This window comes from Sphingobacterium sp. NPDC055431 (assembly GCF_053644255.1).
Window position 1 is genome coordinate 67,367 of the sequence record NZ_JBSHLH010000003.1, and the last position, 19,568, is coordinate 86,934.

Genomic DNA, 19,568 nt, shown 5'->3' on the forward strand with positions numbered 1-19,568 from the left:
GAATACTATGAATTTAATACGTTTTGCTTTAAGAAAACCGATCGCCATCATCATGGTCATCTTCGCGATTGCCTATTTTTCATGGCCGGTTATCAAAAAGATTAAAGTCGATATATTTCCGGAGATCGAATCTCCAGCCATGTACATTGCCATGCCTTACGGTGGACTTTCACCGGCCTATATGGATGGCTTTATGGCCAATGAATTCCAGAAAGTACTACTCTTTGTAAACGGTGTCAAAGAGCTGGATTTCAAAAGTGTACAGGGTCTTTCCTTAATGAAATTGACCTTCTATCCCGGAACGGATATGTCCCAGGCATCTGCAGAAATCAGTATGCAGGTTTCTAGGGCAATGGGTTTCCTGCCTTCCGGAGCGGTACCTCCCATGGTTGTACGCTTCGATGGTAGTTCACTGCCGGTTGGTCAATTGGTATTCGACTCAGATCAACATTCGGTCACCGAACTTCAGACCATGGCAGTTACGAAAGTACGGCCAATGTTCGTGAATATCCCGGGGATAACGGCTCCTGCACCTTTCGGTGGTAATATGCGAAGCTTGGTGGTCAATATTGATCCCCAGAAGATGAAAGCCCATGGCTTGAGTCCAGAGGAAGTGACCCTTGCTGTCACTAAAAACTCCATGCCTTCACCCGCAGGAAATGTACGGATCGGCGATAAGAACCTGATGGCGCCTATTAATTCTATTTCCAATGGAGTGGATGAGTTTTTACAGACGCCTATTAAATCTTTGAATGGACGAACCATATTGATCGGAGACGTGGCAACCGTCATGGATGCGGCGGATCAAACCGTAGGTTATGCCATCATCAATGGAAAACGATCGGTATACCTACCGATTATCAAAAAGCCCGATGCATCCACTTTAGATGCGGTAGATAACCTGAAGAAAGCTTTGCCCATGTTGGAAAGCCTTCTTCCTGAAGGGGTGAAGATTACCTATGCCTTCGACCAATCTGTTTATATCTCCCGGTCACTTTCCAATTTGATTTTTGAAGGTGCTTTGGGAGCCTTATTGACGGGCTTGATGGTATTTCTCTTCCTTCGAGATCCAAGGGGTGCCCTTATTGTAATCCTGACGATTCCGATTGCCATTATTACTGCTGTGATTACCCTGCATATGATGGGGCAGAGTATCAATATCATGACCCTTTCGGGATTGGCACTTTCTATCGGTATTCTCGTCGACGAGGCCACGGTGACCATTGAGAATATCCATCAGCACATGGAGCTAGGGAAGAAAAAATCACGGGCCATTCTGGATGCTCTGTTAGAAATATCAGCTCCAAAATTGCTGATCCTACTCAGTATTTTGGCAGTACTGACCCCAGCATTTATGATGGAAGGGATACCGCGAGATATGTTTATGCCATTGTCCATGGCCGTAGCCTTTGCCATGATCGCTTCTTTTATATCTTCCCAAACCTTCGTGCCCATCATGGCCAATTGGATCATGAAGACCAAGAAGCATCATGCTGGGAAATATAAACGTTCTTTTGTGGACAAAGTAGGGGTGAAATACGTATATAGATTGCGCTCGTATTTTGCGAAATCAAAATTGATTTCCGTTCTATATGTTGCGGTAGCTCTGTTGTTAGTTTTTGGAGCCGTGAATATCTTAGGTACGGATATCATGCCCAAATCAGAAGGCGGTGACTTTCAAGTCAGGCTGCGCATGCCTGATGGTACCAGATTGGAGCGTACGGAAGAGGCGGTAAAATCGATGACCAAAAGTATAGTTGCCGAGTTGCCTGAAAACAGTCTGAAGATTTCATCTTCTTTTGTCGGTATGCATCCATCAGCAAATCCAATCAACCCTATTTTCTTGTTTACGAGTTCAACTGGAGAGGCTGTCATGCAATTCTCCTTGGACAAGAAGAAATTAGGGATGAAAACAGATCAGTTCAAGGAGTTTGTTCGGAACCATGTCAAGGAGAAATATCCAGAAGCAAGGATAAATTTCGAACCGATCGAACTGATGGAAAAAATTATTGGACAGGGGTCCATGACTCCGGTGGAGGTGAAAGTAAGCTCTGCGCAATTGAAGAACGCCGAAGCTTTTGCCGAAAAAATTAAAAAGGAATTGGCAAACTATCCTTTCTTAAAGGATGTGCAGCTAGCCGAACCCTTACATTATCCAACCATTGATATCAAGATTGATCGCAGAAGGTTAGCGGAATTTGGTCTAACGGTTCAGGAAGTTTCCCGAAACTTGGCTGCAACAACTTCATCGACCCGATTTACGGATAAGAACCTATGGGTGGATCCTAAATCAGGTTTGGTTTTCCAAGTGCAGGTTCAGGTACCTGAAAATATGATCCAGACGCTTCAAGATTTGAGGTCTATTCCGGTTAAAGCTGGCTCATCAACGCCTTTATTGGAAGATATTGCAACTATTACCGCCAATGAGGTTCCCGCACAGGTAAACCGTAGAGGACCAAATAGGTATGTGAGCATTATTGCAGACATCCATGAAAAAGACCTTGGTGCTGCCAACAAAGCGGTCAATGAATCCTTGGAAAAGGTAGGAGAGGCTCCACGCGGTACCCGAATCTGGAAAGAAGGTAACCTAACTTTATTAGAGGACACCTTGGCTGGATTACTTTCAGGACTATCCATTGCCATTGTCGTCATCTTCTTTATGATGTCGGCTTATTACCAATCTGTTCGTGTAAGTCTGGTTATCCTTTCTGTAGTTCCTGCAGTGATTGCCGGGTCTTCCATTATGATCTGGATCTCTGGAAGTACCTTGAACCTACAATCCTATATGGGTATCATTATGTCCATCGGTGTGTCGGTTTCCAATGCGGTCTTGTTGATCAATCAAGCAGAATGGTATAGAAAGAAACTGAATCTAACAGCTTCTCGATCTGCATTATTAGCTGCCAAATCTAGGTTCCGTCCTATTCTGATGACCGCCCTGGCCATGCTTGCGGGAATGACGCCAATGGCATTGGGAATGGGAGATGGTGGTGAACAGGTTGCTCCATTAGGTCAAGCTGTTATTGGTGGGCTGCTTAGCTCTACCTTAACTATCTTATTGATTATTCCATTGATTTTCAGTCTTATCATGAACAAAGCATCTTATGGATCACCTTCATTGGATCCTGATGATTCAAACAGTAAATTTTATTTAGAGAAATAAACCATGAAAAAACTTAGCATATTCGGACTTGTCTTATTATTAGCTGGTTGCCAGGCAAACAGCAAAGAGGCAGATACTAAAAAGGAGGGTCCATCCAATAATACGGTTTCGGTTAAGGTTACCCAACCCATCGAACAACAACCTTCGTACAGCTTGAAGTTGCCAGCTGAATTGCATCCCTATGAATCGGTGGATGTCTTTGCAAAGATCAAAGGCTTTGTCCGAAAGATCAATGTTGATGTGGGCGATCAAGTGAGCAAAGGTCAGATCCTTGCGGTTTTGGAAGCTCCTGAAATGGATATCCAATCCACAGCGGACCGAGCTAAATCCCAGCAATTGAGTGCAAATTTCGAAGTCAGCAAAAGCCGGTTCGATCGCTTGAAAAAGGTAAAGAACCAAAGTTCAGGCGCTGTTTCAGACCTTGAATACGAGCAAGCCTATGGTTCGATGTTGAGGGATAGCGCCGCATTGGAAGAGAGTAACTTCTCTTACAAGAAATCAAACCAAATGCGTGAGTATTTGGTCGTAAGGGCTCCATTCTCCGGTGTGATTACCCAAAGGAACTTTTCCGTAGGTGCATTGATGGGCGATACGGGAATGCCATTCTTTAAATTGGTAGATAACAATAATTTAAAGTTAAAGGTGGTCGTGCCTGAATTACATGCGCAGTCTATCTCAGACAGTACCGTGGCAAGATTCAAGGTGCTGAGCAAACCTGATACGGTATTTACTGCCCAGTTGAAAAGGAATGCTTTGGTAATAGATCCTGTTTCTAGGTCCTTGGCCTTAGAATTTGATGTGCCGAATAAGAGCAGGGCCTTGAATGGCGGTGATTATACGGATGTCCAATTAAACCTTAAGCGAAAAAGACCTACGGTATTTGTACCCCAATCTTCTGTGGTGAATTCCCAGTCAGGAATATTTGTCCTTAAACTTGCTGATGGAAACAAGGTAGAACGCGTTCCTGTGGTTTTAGGTCAAGCTCAAGATAAGATGATGGAAGTGTTTGGTGATCTAAAACCAACAGATCAGATCATTGAAAAGGGTTCAGAAGAAATTAATTCTGGACAAATAGTTCAAATAATAAAATAATCTAAGCAAATTTAAATATGAAAACGAAGCAAATGATTTTGGGAATCTCTATGTTGGCTCTATTGGCAGTTGGATGTAGTTCCGGGACTAAAAAGGAAGGTTCTGCTGATTCAACGGTTCAAGTTGATAACACAGAAGAAGTCCAAGAAGCGAAAATGGTCGGCAAACAAAATGACCTGAAAGCAAGTTTTACCAATATCAACGGTGAAACTGTTGCATTGAGCGATCTTAAGGGAAAGGTTGTTGTCATGAACTTCTGGGCAACATGGTGTCCGCCATGCATTGCAGAAATGCCTTCCCTGCAAAAATTGCATGAGGAATTGAAATCTGAAAAGGATATCGTCTTTATGGCCATTGAAGTAGATCAGGATATTGATAAGGCGGCCAAATTTATGGCCAAGAACAAATATACCTTGCCCTTGTACACCGTTGGGTCGGAACTCCCAGAGGAGTTAATGTCCAATTCCATTCCAATGACTGTAATCCTAGCCAAAAATGGAGACATTATCGGCAAGCAGGTCGGTATGATGGATTTCAAGTCCGAGAAACTTAAACAAGGATTAATCGACCTTACAAAAGAAAACGAAAGATAATATCAATGAAATACATAATAATTATGGTGCTACTCGCTGGATTACATGCAGATGATGCCTTCGCGCAATCACGTGAAGAACTGATCGCAAAAAATCAACAATATACAGGTGCAGATACTCAAAAAGAGCAATATAAAGCCGTGTATCAATTGGATACCGATAATCCTGATATCGTAAAGAAAGCGTTCAGAAACATCAATAACCTTCTCAAAGATCCACGTTTAAGTGGCAAACTGGAAGTCGAACTGGTGACCTTTTCCGGAGGTACGGAAGTAATGCGCAAAGACAATCAATACGAAGAACAGCTCTTGGGACTTATTGAAAAAGGAGTACGGGTGGTTCAATGCCTGAATTCTCTTGAAGAAAGAGGGTATAAAAAGGACGAACTCTTTGACTTTATTGGATACACCCCAAGTGGCAATGGAGAACTCGTGATCTTAAATAATGAGGGCTGGACAGTGATCAAGCCTTAAAGATCTTAGCAGATAATAAAAAAAGCAACCCTTTCTGGGTTGCTTTTTTTGAATCAGGATGGAAAGGATTGGAGGATAGGCCAAGATTTACAATTCTAAAAGAATACTAGCTAACTTCCAATTCTGAACGAATAGTGAGGAATCTGTACGGTGGTCCTCCCAAACAGCCTGTCATCTTCAATCGAAGATTGAAGAATTGTACGCCATTGTTTCCCAGATCTTGGTCTATCCTTTCATCCCTTTCATCCTGGTTCAATATAGCTAACAGTTCCTGTACCGAAGGTGCAGGATGACATGATCTTCAAAAACAGTAAATAGATTCCTCACTGATCGTTCAGAATAGCAGTGTGCTAAAGAAATTTTCTTTTGGTGCTTTAATCTTGTTTCATCCTCTCATCCTTTTCATCCTGGTTCCTTCCCAGTTCTTGGTCTATCCTCTTATCCTTTTAATCCTGGTTCAACCAATCCATCCCTTTAATCCCACTAAAATTCTACAAATTATGATGGATATTTTTCGAACATTCTTTTGGTCTCATTCGAGACATATTCGGAAAATTCGGAATGTGTCTCGAATAAGGTCAATCCAAAACCCAACAAGAATTCTCAAACGAAATGCAGGTCGGCTCATTCAAATTTCCTTAAAAAAGTGATAGAAAAAAATGTAAAACACTTTTATTTTCTTAATTAATCGACAACACAATGTTAATATTCACTTAATAAAGCTTTGCTATTTTCGTGACCATAACTTAAGCTGATTAAACTATGAAAATCAAATCTACTCTTTTGGGAGCATTGCTTCTTTCAGTAGTTGTTACACAAGGCCAAACTGATAACGGCATTATGGAATTATCGGAGTTTGCATATCCAGTCAAACGCAAGAACTTAAATATTCCCAATGTCAATGGTTTCCAGGTTTTGAAATGTGATTTTCATATGCATACGGTCTTTACCGATGGTCATGTTTGGCCTAATGTCCGTGTTCAGGAAGCTTGGCGTGAAGGATTGGACGCTATTTCATATACCGAACACATGGAATATAACCCGCACAGTGCGGATGTGAAGGTAGACCATAACCGTTCCCATGATTTAGCCGTAGAACTAGCAAAAGAAAACAATATCCTTTTGGTGAAAGGTACTGAAATTACCCGTCAAACTCCTCCAGGCCATTTCAATGCGCTATTTATTCAAGATGCCAATACCTTAGTTTCCGATAATAATGCAAGCCTGGACCAAGAAGCGATCGATAAGGTTTATGCCCAGAAAGCCTTTATCTTCTGGAACCATCCTGGTTGGCAGGTAAATAACATACCTGGCTCTTATGAATGGATCGATTTTGTGGAAAAGATGTACCAAGAGAAAAAGCTGCATGGCATCGAAGTGGTTAATGGACTTGGATTCCATAAAAAAGCGTTTGACTGGGCATTGGACCGAAATCTGACCATTATTGGAAATACAGATATCCATAACCTGATTGCCCATGATTATGATATGGAAAAACCAGGGGTTCATAGAACTATGACATTGGTCATGTCAAAAGACCGTTCAGCAGCTGGAATACGTGAAGCTTTGGAAGCAGGGCGTACCGTAGTTTGGTCAAGTAACTATCTTTTTGGAAAGGAAGAACATGTTAGGGAATTAGTGAATGCCTGTGTTTCGGTCTCAGCATCCTATCATGAAAAAATCAATGGCAAAACAAAAGTGAAGACCAGATATTATGAAATCAAGAACAATAGTGACCTATACTTTGAATTGGAACTAAAAGAAGGAAAGGGAACAAAGCGATTGGTCCTTTATCCAGAATCCACTCAAATCTTGACTGCCGAAGATGGCCAATCCAGACTGTCCTATGAAATTATTTCCACTTATATCAGAAGTGACAAACATTTGCAGTTTGAAGTCAATCTTAAATAAATAAGCATACAACCAACAAGTTAATATTAAAAAACCGCCCCAGAAATTCTGTGGGCGGTTTTTGTTAAAGATCGTATTTTGGATTAATGGATCAGCAGCAGAGAAATGCTTACCAAGATCATCAATAGGATTGAAAAAGCAAATGAATTGACAATGAATACTAATATTCCTATCAGAATACTCCTTCTTTTCCTAGTCGCATAGAAACGGTGATGTGCGATAAAGAAATACAGGCCTGCATATATCATGGCAATGCCGTAAATCCATGTGGAAAGATGGTTGAACCAGGCATAGGCGTGAAGGCTCGGTTCAATCAGGTTCATGATCAGGAATAAGGTAGCGATCATGAGCAAGAAAGAAAAATAATGTAGGGTAAATACGCCATGGTCGTAATACCACCATTTTTTCTTGTCATGGAAGAGGTACAGGATCATTGCAAATATTGGCAGGTAGAAGAATAAGGCTTTCGGGAAGGTATGCATAAAAACAGTCACAAAGCTCTGTACTATATCATTCAATGGAACCTGATGGTCCTTCAGTTCAAAATATTTATTCACATAAGGCCTGAAAATCTTTCTGATTATGGATGGATTTACTTGGGAGATGGAGTCGTATTCAGCTAAGGAATTAAAACTGAACAGCTTTGTGTTGCTTAAATCGGCATCATCTTCATGCTGTAAGCTATCCAGATTAAATACTTGGTCTATTTTTGAATTTAATTCCGCAGAATCTAAAACCCCAATGCTTCCATTGGCCAAAAGATCCTGATTTAGTTCCTTCCGTAGGATTTCCTTTTGCAAGGAATCCAGGGAAACATTTCCTGAATTGTCAGCATGATTGTTAGTGCCTACGAAAGACGCAATAAAGAAGGTTACAAAGGAAATGAAGATATACAGTTTGACAGGGGGCACATATCCTTGCCTTTTACCGGAAAGGTAGATTTTGGTCAGCTTTCCTGGAAAGAACAAAAGATACTTCATGGTTTTCCAGAACTGACCATCATAGTGGGTGAAGTCTTCAAAAAAGTGGGTAAAGAGATAATGAAAAGGCTGTCTGTTTTCCGTGTTTTCCTGTCCGCAATGGGGGCAGAACCTTTCCTCGACGAAGTGACCGCAGTTTAAGCAGTTTTTTTCTTCACGTAGTTTTCCGTGGCTCATTAATTTGGTTAGTATTTTAATGCAAAATATTAAATATTATTAAAAAACTAAGGCTTTAATCCGACAAAAAATATTAACCATGTAGGCCTTGTATGAACGCTAGGGTTCTTGTTTAATTTTTCTAATTAATAAAAAATAGAAAGTAATTGAATAAATATTTAACATTACACTGCGTACTGAAGCCTTGTCTTAATGTATATTTTACAATTCCTTTACACAAAAACATCAATATGCATATTCGTTAATATTGGCTTAATAATTTGTTAATTCTTAATCTTCATTTTTGTGGGGATGAGAAATAGTATAATTCGCTTTTTTCCAATCCTAACTTTGTTAGGTACTACGTTTTTCTATTCATGTAGTAATAATTCCAATTCCATCAAGATGAAGGGGTCTGATACGGAAGTAAATTTGGCGGTCAATTTGGCTGAGAAATTCACCAAGTTGGACCCGACTTTCAGCATTGCCATTTCTGGTGGTGGATCGGGATTAGGGATCACTTCTTTGATGAATGGACAGGCAGACATTGCCAATTCCTCGAGGCCACTTTCCGAGGAGGAGGTTCAGCAATTCCAAGATAAGAACATCGATATCAAAACGGTTGTTTTTGCCGAGGATGCAACAGCCTTTATTGTTCATAAGGATTTGCCAATTGATTCCATTGATGTAGAAACCTTGGCGAAAATTATGGATGGAAGCATTAAAAATTGGTCGGAGGTTAATGCAATCAATTCTCCGGTCAACATTTATGGTCGTCAGAGCAGCTCTGGTACGCATTCCTTTGTAAAAAAGAAACTGAAGATTGAATTTGCCAACACGGCAAAGGAGATGACTGGGAATGCCCAGATTATCGAGGGCGTCAAGGCGGATAAGACTGGGATTGGTTATGTAGGAGCGGGTTATGTTTCTCCAGATCCGCAAGAAGCGCAAGGCATAAAAATACTAAAGATCAAAAAGGATAAAACCAGCCATTCAATTTCACCATTGGATCAGGATGCGATCAATAATGGTACATACTTCTTCCAAAGACCGCTGTACCAATTTATCCTGGCAAAATCTTGGGAAAAGGTTCGCCCATTTATCAATTTCGAACGCAGCCCTGCGGGAAGAATATTAATTGAAGACCATGGTTATTATATCTTAGAAAATCAAAAAAATGAAATATAGAGCAAGATTATCCTTGGACGTTTTTTTCAAATTCGTTTTCAAGGCCACAGGATTTTTGGTACTGGCTTTACTGGGCGGAATATTAGCCATGTTGATTTACAATTCCTTTTCATTTTTCTTGGATGTCAGACCCTTGGATTTTATTACAGGGATGGAGTGGAACCCTACCGGGAAGAATCCTAAATACGGGATGCTTCCATTAATCATTAGTACCACGATCGTCACCTTCGGGGCGATGTTGATCGCTATTCCCTTAGGGATTGGAACAGCTGCATTTATTGCAGAATATGCAAGTCCGAGGTTGAAGAATTTTTTGAAACCGGCGATTGAAATGCTTGCTGCAATTCCTTCCGTGGTGATCGGTTTCTTAGGTATTGTGGTGGTAAGCCCAGGGATTGCGAGCTTAGCTGATCTTTCAAATGGCTTAAATGCCTTGAATGGCGCCATATTGTTGGCTGTAATGGCTTTGCCAACAATCATTACGGTCGCTGAAGATGCCATCCATGCTGTTCCAAAGACATATAAGGAAGCAAGTTATGGAGTAGGGGCGACTAAATGGCAAACACTTTGTAAAGTTGTGATTCCAGCAGCGGCGCCGGGTATTATTGCTGCGGTGATGCTAGGGGTTGGCCGTGCAATCGGTGAAACCATGACCGTATTGATGGCGACCGGAAATGCATCCATCTTACCGACAAGTATGTTTGACTCCGTAAAAACCATGACAGCGACCATCGCTATTGAAATGGGTGAAGTTCCATATCAAACAACACATTATTTCGCACTATATGCCATTGCAACCGTATTGTTCATCATGACATTAGCGGCAAATATGTTGGGCGAGTATTTTATTAACCGATTCAGAAAATATCATGCAGCGTAGAACACATAGATTATCAAGTATCATTGAGTGGGGTACTTTATTGACCAGTACCTTATTGGTGTGTTTTTTTCTGGTGGTTGTGATTTGGGAAATTGTTTCCAAAGGTTCTAGTCAACTTTCTTGGGAATTTGTTTCTAAAGTTCCATCCGATGGAATGACCAAAGGAGGGATCCTGACGCCTATCATTGGAACCGTTTTGCTTACTTTGATTACGGCATTGTTTTCCATTCCATTTGGCGTTGCCTGTGCCATCTATCTCCAAGAATATGCAGAGGATAGCTGGTTGACCAGGACCATTCGTGCTTCCATCCGTAACCTTTCTGGGGTACCTTCCATAATCTATGGGCTTTTTGGATTGGCATTATTTGTACAGGCCATGCATTTTGGAACATCATTAATTGCTGCCGGCTTAACCTTAGGGCTCCTGTCCTTACCGTATATCATTACGACAACGGAGGAAGCACTGATGCGAATCCCGAATTCAACCCGAGAAGCAGCGTTAGCGGTTGGAGCAACAAAATTTGAGACCATTAAAGATGTGATCATTCCATCAGCCATGTCAGGGATTTTGACAGGTGTTGTACTGACATTGTCACGGGCAGCCGGAGAAACAGCTCCCATACTATTTACAGGTGCCGCATTTTACATCAATGGTACCAGTGCATTTATCAATCAAGAATTTATGGCCTTGCCATATCACTTATATATGTTGTCAACACAGCATCAATCCATCGATGAAGTCCGTCCGATCGCTTATGGTACGGCTCTCGTATTAATCATTGTTGTGTTCTTACTAAACCTGACCGCATTTTATATTCGTTATAAGTACAGAAAAAATGAAAACTAAGTTATCCGCAGAAAATCTAAACATCAGTTTCGGTACCAAGCATGTGCTGAATAATGTGAACGTGGAGTTTGCAGAAAATGAAATTACAGCCTTGATTGGACCCTCAGGATGCGGAAAGAGTACGTTGTTGCGTTCTTTCAATAGAATGCATGACCTTTCAGCAGATGCCAAAATAACAGGCTCCTTGAAGTTGGAGGATCTTGATCTTTATTCCAAATCCGTTCCTGTTACGGAAATCAGAAAGCGAATTGGCATGGTTTTCCAAAAAGCCAATCCATTTCCGAAGAGTATCTATGAGAATATCGCTTATGGCTTAAAGATCAACAATTTACCACATGATAAAGCTATCATTGAAAAGGCTTTGCGTGAGGCATTCCTATGGGAAGAGGTAAAGAACGATTTGAAAATGCCTGCTACCCGTTTATCTGGTGGTCAGCAACAGCGTTTATGTATAGCACGTGCGGTTGCCCTGAGACCTGAAGTTATTTTGATGGATGAGCCCTGTTCGGCTCTGGATCCTGTGAGTACCTTGAAAATCGAAGAGCTGATCATGCACCTGAAAGAGAAATACACGATCGTTATTGTTACCCATAATATGCAACAGGCGCAGCGTATTGCTGATAAAACAGTCTTTATGTATTTAGGAGAGGTAAAAGAAGAGGGCTTGACCCAGCAAATATTTGGAAATCCGCTGAACGAAGTTACCGCAAATTACATTACTGGCCAGTTTGGCTAATCAAAAGAGATATTTTTCCGTTCCGTTTATATATTATATTATCCTTGTGAGAACCTTGAGATTACTTCGGTAAAACAAGGTTCTCTTATTTTAGGTTACCTCCCTCATCTTCAAATCCTTATTAATATTATGCTAAAAACATTTATGTTAGGTTTTTGTTAAACTATTAAAACTTTCTTTGAGTTATTAGAATTTAAACTATATTTAACCGTTAAAATAATTAAGTTATGAGAAAATTAATCGTTTTTTGTGGCCTTTGTGCTTTGTTCCTGAGCAGTTGCGGACTTAAGGGATCTGGTGAAGCCGTAAAAGGGCCTCAATTGTTGACCGTGGAGTTTGTAGGTCAACAAGATTCTGTCCTTCAGAATAGCAAAGGAAAAGTGAAATTATTTGCCGTACCAGCAAATGTAGCCGATGTATCAGCTACCATGATAGATGAAGTAGACTTTGAGGCAGCACAAGTGCCCTTTACCGTGGATTTTGAAATCCCAATGGACCATTTAACATTGATCAAACCAGAAGTACAAGAAGGAGATTCCATTAAATATTATGTTTCAATGGATTGGGATTCCAATGGCGATGGCCAAATTGATTCGATGGATATGTCAATTGATTTTGATAGACAGTTCCCTGATATCGATATCAACCAATTACACCAACAAGTCTTTCTTAAATAAGGGTTGTTGCATTCAAGAATTTTAGTTGTTTTTTAAATTTTTTAGTTAAGGATTTCCGAAAGGGAATCCTTTTTTTGAACCAGGATGGGAAGGATGGGGGGATTGACCAAGATCTGGGAATAAACCAGGATGGAAAGGATGGGTGGATTGACCAAGATCTAAGGATCCGCAGGAAGTTTCTTTAGCGCACTGCTATTCTGAACGATCAGTGAAGAATCTGTAGACTGTTTTTTTTAAAAGATGCTGTCATTCTGCACCGAAGGTGCAGGAACTGTAGGCTATGTTGACCCAGGATCCCCTTCGACGCAACTCAGGCTTCGGATGGGGGTTCGACAGGCTCACCCACCGGATTGACCAAGATCTAAGGTTCCGCAGGAAGTTTCTTTAGCACACTGCTATTCTGAACGATCAGTGAAGAATCTGTAGGCTTTTTTTTAAAAGATGCTGTCATTCTGCACCGAAGGTGCAGGAACTGTAGGCTATGTTGACCCAGGATGCCCTTCGACGCCACTCACCCAACGAGGATTAGAAGATGGGCCAAGATCATGGATAACTTATGCTCTTTGCCCATATACCCTATAATATACCTTTTAAATGCGCCCAGACGTTTTCTGCTAAGATTTGTTGTCCTTCCTTAGTGGGATGTACGCCATCACCTTGGTTCAGGGTTTGGATTCCGGCAACTTTGTCCAATAGGAAAGGTACTAAGGTCATATTCTGCTCTTTGGCCAGTTTCGGGAATATTGCTGCGAAATCCTTGAAATATTGATCACCCATGCTTGGCGGAACCATCATCCCTGCAAGAACAAGCTTGCAATCTGGATATGCTTTTTTGACTTTGTTAACAATTTCGTTTAGGTTTTGGTAAGTGGCATCTGGTGAGATCCCACGTAGTCCATCATTGGCACCTAATTCAAGGACGAATACATCAATCTTATCTTTCAATAACCAATCAACCCTATCTTTTCCACCGGCTGAAGTTTCGCCGCTCAGACCTGCATTTATACAGGTATACCCTAAATTCAAAGAGTCAATTTTGCCTTGTATCAAGGCCGGAAATGCTTCCGACTGATCATCTAACCCTAATCCTGCTGTCAAACTATTGCCGAAAAACAGGATGCGCTTGCTGCTTTCTGTTTTGGTCGTATCGAGCGTTGTACTATCAGAAGATGATGGAGATTTCTGCTGTGGGTTGGAGTTATTGCAAGATGCAAGTAAAAAAACAACGGAAACGGCTGATATTATAGATTTGATGTGATTCATAAGGCTAATTTAATTAAAAATAATATATAAATTTATTAGATATGTCATCTACTATGATCCTACAAGTTCAGCATGTCTTCAAGAATTACCAAATTGGAGACCATAAAATCCCAGTCTTAAATGATATCAATTTTGAAATAGAAGAAGGTTCCACCGTTTCTATTGTGGGACCCTCAGGCAGCGGCAAGACCACCTTGTTAGGTTTGTGCGCGGGTCTGGACCAAAGTTCGGAAGGGGATATCCTCCTAAATGGAATAAAATTAACCGGGCTGAGCGAGGATAAATTGGCTCAGGTAAGAAATGAACATGTTGGTTTTGTATTCCAAAATTTCCAATTGTTGCCTACGCTTACAGCATTGGAAAATGTATTGGTTCCGATGGAATTGCGGGGAATGAAGAATAAACAAAAGGATGCTTTGGAACTGTTGGACAAGGTAGGTCTATCTTCTCGTGCAGACCATTACCCTTCCCAGCTATCGGGTGGTGAACAACAACGGGTTTCCTTGGCGCGGGCATTTGCCAATAAACCTAAGATATTATTTGCAGACGAACCCACTGGAAACCTGGATGCAGAAACCAGCGCGATCATTGAAGACATGTTGTTTCAGTTGAATAAAGAATCTGGGACTACTTTGGTTATCGTGACCCATGATCTGGACCTAGCGGCCAAAACACAAAAGATAATTCCAATTAAGGGAGGAAGGATCCAATGAATTGGCGCTGGATACTCTTAATGGCATGGCGGGATAGCCGGAAAAATAGATCGCGGTTATTCCTCTTTATATCTTCCATTATATTGGGGATAGCGGCCTTGGTTGCAATGAATTCCTTTAATGAAAATCTGAGAAAGGACATTGATTCGCAAGCTGCGGAATTGATCGGTGCGGATCTGGAACTGGAAAGCCGCAGGGAGCCTTCTGCAGAAGCCATGAAATTTATTGATTCCCTTAAGGGTATGAGTGAGGATTTTGCCAAGGAAGAAAGATTTATGTCCATGATCCGTTTTCCAAAGGCGGAGGGCTCCAGATTGGTGCAAGTACGTGCCATTGAAGGTCATTATCCTTTTTATGGTGAAGTGGAAACTAATCCTTCCGACAGCTATCGGGATTTTGGTACCAAGGCCGGGGTATATGTGGAGAATTCACTTTTGTTGCAATTTAACGCTGTGGTAAATGATTCCGTCCAACTTGGGAACAACAGTTATCCAATCTTAGGGAATGTGCTTTCCCAGCCTGGACAGGCTGCTATAGCAGGAGCCATGGCACCTTCGGTTTTTGTACCGATTGCCCAATTGAAGAATTCGGGCCTGCAACAGCAGGGAAGTCGAATTGAATACCATTATTATTTTAAATTGCCTAAAGGATTTGCTGTTGATAAGGAGGTTGAAAAATTAGATAAAAAGATTGAGGAGCTGCAGTTGAGGGCATCAACCATACAGACTACAAAAGAAAATACCGGTAGGTCTTTTGCCGACATGGCTAGCTTCATGGAATTGGTAGGATTTGTGGCCCTGTTGCTAGGCTGTATTGGCGTATCAAGTTCCGTTCAGATCTATGTTCGCGAAAAACTGCTTTCTGTTGCTGTGTTGAGATGTTTGGGTACAACAGCGAAGCAGGCCTTTTATATCTTTTTGGTTCAATTTGCAGGTATAGGGCTAATCGGAGGTATCATTGGAGCAGTTTTAGGCTCCTTGATCCAATATTTAATTCCCGTGGTCATGCAAGATGTCATACCAGTGAGCTTGACGACTGGTGTGTCCTGGCTTGCCATCTTAGAAGGCATTGGTTTAGGTGTCGTTATAGCAGTTTTATTTGCGCTGTTGCCACTATTGGCCGTACGAAATATTTCTCCGCTGAACTCTATTCGGATTTCAGATAAAGAGGAAAGCATGTTTAAGGATAAGATGAGCTGGTGGGTGTACCTTTTGATCTTGATCTTTATTACCGGATTTGCCAGGCTTCAAATGGCAGATTGGATACAGACTTTAGTTTTTGTTGCAGGAGTAGGTATTACCTTTTTATTGCTTTACGGTGTAGCAAAGGCTTTCACATATCTTATCAGGAAATTCTTTCCGAAGGGATGGCCTTATCTCTGGCGGCAGGGCTTGTCCAATCTTTACCGCCCTAATAACCAAACGGTGATCTTGATGATATCCATCGGTCTGGGAACGGCTCTGATCTCTACCATGTTTTTGGTGCAGGATCTATTGATCAATCGGGTGAAAATCTCTTCAGAACAGAGTCAGGCCAATATGCTGATGTTTGATATTCAACCTTCGCAGCATGAATCGCTTTCTAAAATGGCGAAAGAGGAGGGCTATCCCATATTAGAAGCAGTACCTGTTGTTACCATGCAATTGCAGAGTGTCAATGGCGTGACTTTAAAGGATGTGGTTGCAGATACCAGCAGTGAAGTTTCTTCAAGAGCGTTTCGCGGGGAAATCCGTGCGACCTATCGCGATTCTTTGACCAAAACGGAAAGCATTATTTCTGGTAAATGGGTAGGGGTTGTGGGAAATAAGGATACCGCTTCGGTTTCTTTGGACCAGAATTATGCCGATAACATCAAGGTAAAGATTGGAGATAGGTTGTCTTTCAATGTTCAGGGATTGATCATTCCTGCAAAGGTCAGTAGCATCAGACAAGTAGATTGGAATCGCTTCCAATCTAATTTTAGGGTTGTCTTTGCTAAGGGAAGCATCGATCAAGCACCCCAGTTTTATCTGATGATGACTAAGGTGCCTACAGAAATAGAATCCAGTAAATTTCAACAGAAGATCGTCAATAATTTCCCGAATGTTTCCGTAATCGATATGAATGCTGTTTTAACTGTACTGCAGGAAATTCTAGATAAAATTGGGTTTATCATCCAATTTATGGGGGCTTTCAGTATCCTGACAGGAATCATCGTTTTGATATCTTCGGTGCGGATCAGCAAGTTTCAGCGGATTCGCGAAAATGTGCTTTTGCGTACATTAGGCGCAAGCAGAAAGCAGATCTATCTCATTACCATCAGTGAGTACCTGTTTTTAGGATTGCTTTCTGCCTTAACGGGTATAATAATTTCACTTCTGGCGAGTTATTTATTAGCTATTTTTGTTTTTGAAAGTGTATTTGTGCCATCTATTGGTATGATCGCTTTGTTGTTGGTGCTGATTGTGGGATTGACTGTTCTGATCGGATTGATCAACAGCTTATCAGTCATCAATCGTTCTCCTTTAGAAGCTTTGCGAAAAGAATAAGGTATTTATCGAAAATATTGTAACAATATGTTAAATTTATACACTAACAAATTGAATTTAGATTATGAAAAAATTATTCACAATGCTGTTTGTACTTTTGGGTATGATAAGTACTAAAGCTCAGGTTGCTGGTGATTGGAAGGGAGAACTTGAGGTCCAAGGGGCCAAAATGGAGTTAATCTTTCACATCAGTGACAAAGACGGAAATTTAGCGGCAACCATGGATGTCCCTGCTCAAGGAGCATCAGGATTGCCCATGTCGACCGTAAAGTTCGAGAACAATAAGCTTAATCTGGCGATGGAGCAACCAGCTTTATCCTATGAAGGAGAACTTAAAGGGGAATATCTCGAAGGAATATTTAAGCAATCAGGAATGGAATTTCCATTGAAATTGGCTAAGACCAAGATCAGCAAACCCGGAGATCCAAGTTTAGTTTCAACAGACGCTGAATTGGCGAAATTGATAGAACTGGGGAATGGTAATTACAAGTACAAGGTAGAAGATTATTTTGCCAAACCAAAATCCTCTAGTTTTGCCTTGTCGCCGAATGGAAAATACATCTCTTATCGCGAAAAAGACGCCAACAACAAACGCCATGTAATGGTAAAGGAGGTCGCTACTGGTAAAGTGGTCAGAGCGATAGAAGAGAAAGATGAATTGATCCGTGGTATGGGCTGGGTGAATGATGAACGTTTGGTCTACATTATGGATCAAGGAGGAAATGAGAATTACCATCTGTATGCTGTCAATATTGATGGTACGAAGAATATTGACCTTACACCATTTGAAGGCGTTCAAGCGGGAATCCTGAATATGCTGAAGGAGCAAAAGGATGTAATCATTATCCAAATGAACAAGGATAACAAGCAAGTTTTTGAACCGTACAAGGTCAATGTGCAGACCGGTGAAATGGAAAAGCTTTTTACCAATACGGATCCTGAGAATGCTATTGTAGGTTATGAATTTGATAAAGATGGAAACTTACGCGGCTATGCCAAGATGCAAAATGGAGTAAATACCCAATTTTTCTATAAACCTCAGGGAAAAACGGAGTTTGAATTGTTTGGCACAACGAAATGGTATGATACTTTTTCAGTATTGTCGTTTAATTATGCCTCTAAAAATCCAGACGAGGCCTATGTGTTAACTAATTTGGATTCGGACAAGGCTAGGATCGTCCTGTATGATCTAGGTCAGAAAAAGTTGATCATGGAAGTGTATTCCAATCCAGATTATGATGCTACCATACTAGGGCTATCCAGGAATAGAAATTGGGAGTTGGACTATGTGGGTTATGAGGGAGAGAAAGTGGAGATTGAACCCAAGAGTGAAACTTTCAAAGGGATCTATTCCCTGTTCCAGAAGGAATTCCCGAATTATGAATATTCCATAGTTGGGAAGACAGATAAGGAGGATCAATATTTAGTGGTTGTGCAGAGCGATAAGCTGTACGGAAAATACTACCATTTAGATGCCGGAACTAAAAAGATCACTTTACTTTATGATCTGATGCCGCAATTGAAGGAAGCAGATATGGCTGAGATGCGTCCGATTTCTTTTAAATCAAGGGATGGGCTGACATTGCACGGTTATCTAACCTTACCTAAAGAAGCCTTGGATGGAAAGAAAGTTCCATTGATCGTCAATCCACATGGAGGGCCACAAGGAGTTCGTGATAGTTGGGGATTCAATCCGGAAGCACAATTATTTGCTGCTCATGGATTTGCGACATTGCAAGTCAACTTCCGGGTGTCAGGAGGCTACGGTAAGGATTTTTTAAAGGCCGGTTTCAAGGAAATTGGTAGAAAAGCTATGGATGATGTGGAAGATGGTATTAAATACGTCATTGATCAGGGCCAGATTGATAAGGATAATGTGGCTATCTATGGTGGTTCGCATGGAGGATATGCCGTATTAAGAGGACTGACCAAGACACCGGATCTATATAAAGCGGGAGTTGATTATGTCGGGGTGTCCAATATCTTTACCTTAATGAATTCCATTCCAGAATATTGGAAACCTTATAAAGAAATGCTCTACCAGGTTTGGTATGATCTTGATGATCCAAAAGAAGCGGAAATTGCTAAAGAAGTTTCTCCAATATTCCATGTAGATAAAATAAAGGCCCCATTATTTGTGGTTCAGGGAGCGAATGACCCGAGGGTGAAAATTGCGGAGGCGGATCAAATTGTAAAGGCTTTGCGTGAAAAGGGTGTTGATGTACCTTATATGGTGAAGTATGATGAAGGTCATGGGTTTGGAAAAGAGGAAAATCAGATAGAATTCTATAAAGCCATGATGGGCTTTTTCCACAAACATTTAAATTAATCTGTTGTTATATAAGCGTATAGCTCCTAAATTTAGGAG

15 protein-coding genes are annotated in these 19,568 nt (G+C 41.0%); 13 read left to right on the forward strand and 2 right to left on the reverse strand.

Features of this window, described 5'->3' with window-relative positions; genetic code table 11:
- Positions 1 to 7: 7 nt before the first annotated feature.
- The 5 genes from ACWIB3_RS04860 to ACWIB3_RS04880 all read left to right on the forward strand — a co-directional run bounded on the left by ACWIB3_RS04860 (position 8) and on the right by ACWIB3_RS04880 (position 7,232).
- A complete protein-coding gene (locus ACWIB3_RS04860; protein ID WP_185213606.1) occupies positions 8 to 3,163 on the forward strand; it encodes an efflux RND transporter permease subunit in 3,156 nt (1,051 codons plus the stop codon).
- Between the two features lie 3 nt (positions 3,164 to 3,166).
- Positions 3,167 to 4,255: an efflux RND transporter periplasmic adaptor subunit gene (locus ACWIB3_RS04865; RefSeq protein WP_185213607.1), complete on the forward strand. Its 1,089-nt coding sequence runs from the start codon at positions 3,167 to 3,169 to the stop codon at positions 4,253 to 4,255.
- A gap of 17 nt (positions 4,256 to 4,272) precedes the next feature.
- Positions 4,273 to 4,848: a TlpA family protein disulfide reductase gene (locus tag ACWIB3_RS04870; RefSeq protein ID WP_185213608.1), complete on the forward strand. Its 576-nt coding sequence runs from the start codon at positions 4,273 to 4,275 to the stop codon at positions 4,846 to 4,848.
- A 5-nt stretch (positions 4,849 to 4,853) separates the two neighbouring features.
- On the forward strand, positions 4,854 to 5,321 hold the full coding sequence (locus tag ACWIB3_RS04875; RefSeq protein ID WP_185217245.1) for a DsrE family protein: 468 nt from the start codon (positions 4,854 to 4,856) through the stop codon (positions 5,319 to 5,321).
- Positions 5,322 to 6,083: 762 nt separating this feature from the next.
- On the forward strand, positions 6,084 to 7,232 hold the full coding sequence (locus tag ACWIB3_RS04880; RefSeq protein ID WP_454291048.1) for an Sb-PDE family phosphodiesterase: 1,149 nt from the start codon (positions 6,084 to 6,086) through the stop codon (positions 7,230 to 7,232).
- 83 nt (positions 7,233 to 7,315) lie between these two features.
- Here the strand turns inward: ACWIB3_RS04880 and ACWIB3_RS04885 are convergent, their stop codons facing one another.
- Entirely contained in the window at positions 7,316 to 8,389 is a 1,074-nt protein-coding gene (locus tag ACWIB3_RS04885; protein ID WP_313258907.1) for a DUF3667 domain-containing protein, read from the reverse strand.
- 291 nt (positions 8,390 to 8,680) lie between these two features.
- Here ACWIB3_RS04885 and ACWIB3_RS04890 point away from each other — a divergent pair, with 291 nt between their 5' ends.
- From ACWIB3_RS04890 to ACWIB3_RS04910, 5 genes are all read left to right on the forward strand, one after another.
- Entirely contained in the window at positions 8,681 to 9,556 is an 876-nt protein-coding gene (locus ACWIB3_RS04890) for a PstS family phosphate ABC transporter substrate-binding protein (RefSeq protein ID WP_185213612.1), read from the forward strand.
- Entirely contained in the window at positions 9,546 to 10,436 is an 891-nt protein-coding gene (gene pstC / locus ACWIB3_RS04895; RefSeq protein WP_185213613.1) for a phosphate ABC transporter permease subunit PstC, read from the forward strand. The genes ACWIB3_RS04890 and pstC overlap by 11 nt, the downstream gene beginning before the upstream one ends.
- Positions 10,426 to 11,283 carry a phosphate ABC transporter permease PstA gene (pstA, locus tag ACWIB3_RS04900; protein ID WP_185213614.1) on the forward strand — a complete coding sequence of 286 codons (858 nt, stop codon included), beginning with the start codon at positions 10,426 to 10,428 and terminating at the stop codon, positions 11,281 to 11,283. Before pstC ends, pstA begins: the two co-directional genes overlap by 11 nt.
- Complete coding sequence (gene pstB / locus ACWIB3_RS04905; RefSeq protein WP_185213615.1) at positions 11,273 to 12,019, forward strand: phosphate ABC transporter ATP-binding protein PstB; 747 nt, start codon at positions 11,273 to 11,275, stop codon at positions 12,017 to 12,019. Before pstA ends, pstB begins: the two co-directional genes overlap by 11 nt.
- 227 nt (positions 12,020 to 12,246) lie before the next feature.
- Complete coding sequence (locus ACWIB3_RS04910; protein ID WP_454291049.1) at positions 12,247 to 12,696, forward strand: hypothetical protein; 450 nt, start codon at positions 12,247 to 12,249, stop codon at positions 12,694 to 12,696.
- A gap of 576 nt (positions 12,697 to 13,272) precedes the next feature.
- On the opposite strand, the gene ACWIB3_RS04915 is transcribed toward ACWIB3_RS04910, so the two are convergent.
- The gene (locus ACWIB3_RS04915; protein WP_254528304.1) at positions 13,273 to 13,959 is read right to left on the reverse strand and encodes an arylesterase; all 687 of its coding nucleotides are present in this window, start codon (positions 13,957 to 13,959) and stop codon (positions 13,273 to 13,275) included.
- Positions 13,960 to 14,000: 41 nt separating this feature from the next.
- On the opposite strand from ACWIB3_RS04915, the gene ACWIB3_RS04920 reads away from it, so the two are divergent.
- From ACWIB3_RS04920 to ACWIB3_RS04930, 3 genes are all read left to right on the forward strand, one after another.
- Positions 14,001 to 14,672 (forward strand): ABC transporter ATP-binding protein, encoded by a 672-nt coding sequence (locus ACWIB3_RS04920; RefSeq protein ID WP_185213618.1) that lies wholly within the window; start codon positions 14,001 to 14,003, stop codon positions 14,670 to 14,672.
- Between the two features lie 20 nt (positions 14,673 to 14,692).
- Positions 14,693 to 17,200 carry an ABC transporter permease gene (locus tag ACWIB3_RS04925; RefSeq protein ID WP_454291123.1) on the forward strand — a complete coding sequence of 836 codons (2,508 nt, stop codon included), beginning with the start codon at positions 14,693 to 14,695 and terminating at the stop codon, positions 17,198 to 17,200.
- A 64-nt stretch (positions 17,201 to 17,264) separates the two neighbouring features.
- Positions 17,265 to 19,529 (forward strand): prolyl oligopeptidase family serine peptidase, encoded by a 2,265-nt coding sequence (locus tag ACWIB3_RS04930; protein WP_454291050.1) that lies wholly within the window; start codon positions 17,265 to 17,267, stop codon positions 19,527 to 19,529.
- Positions 19,530 to 19,568: the final 39 nt, after the last annotated feature.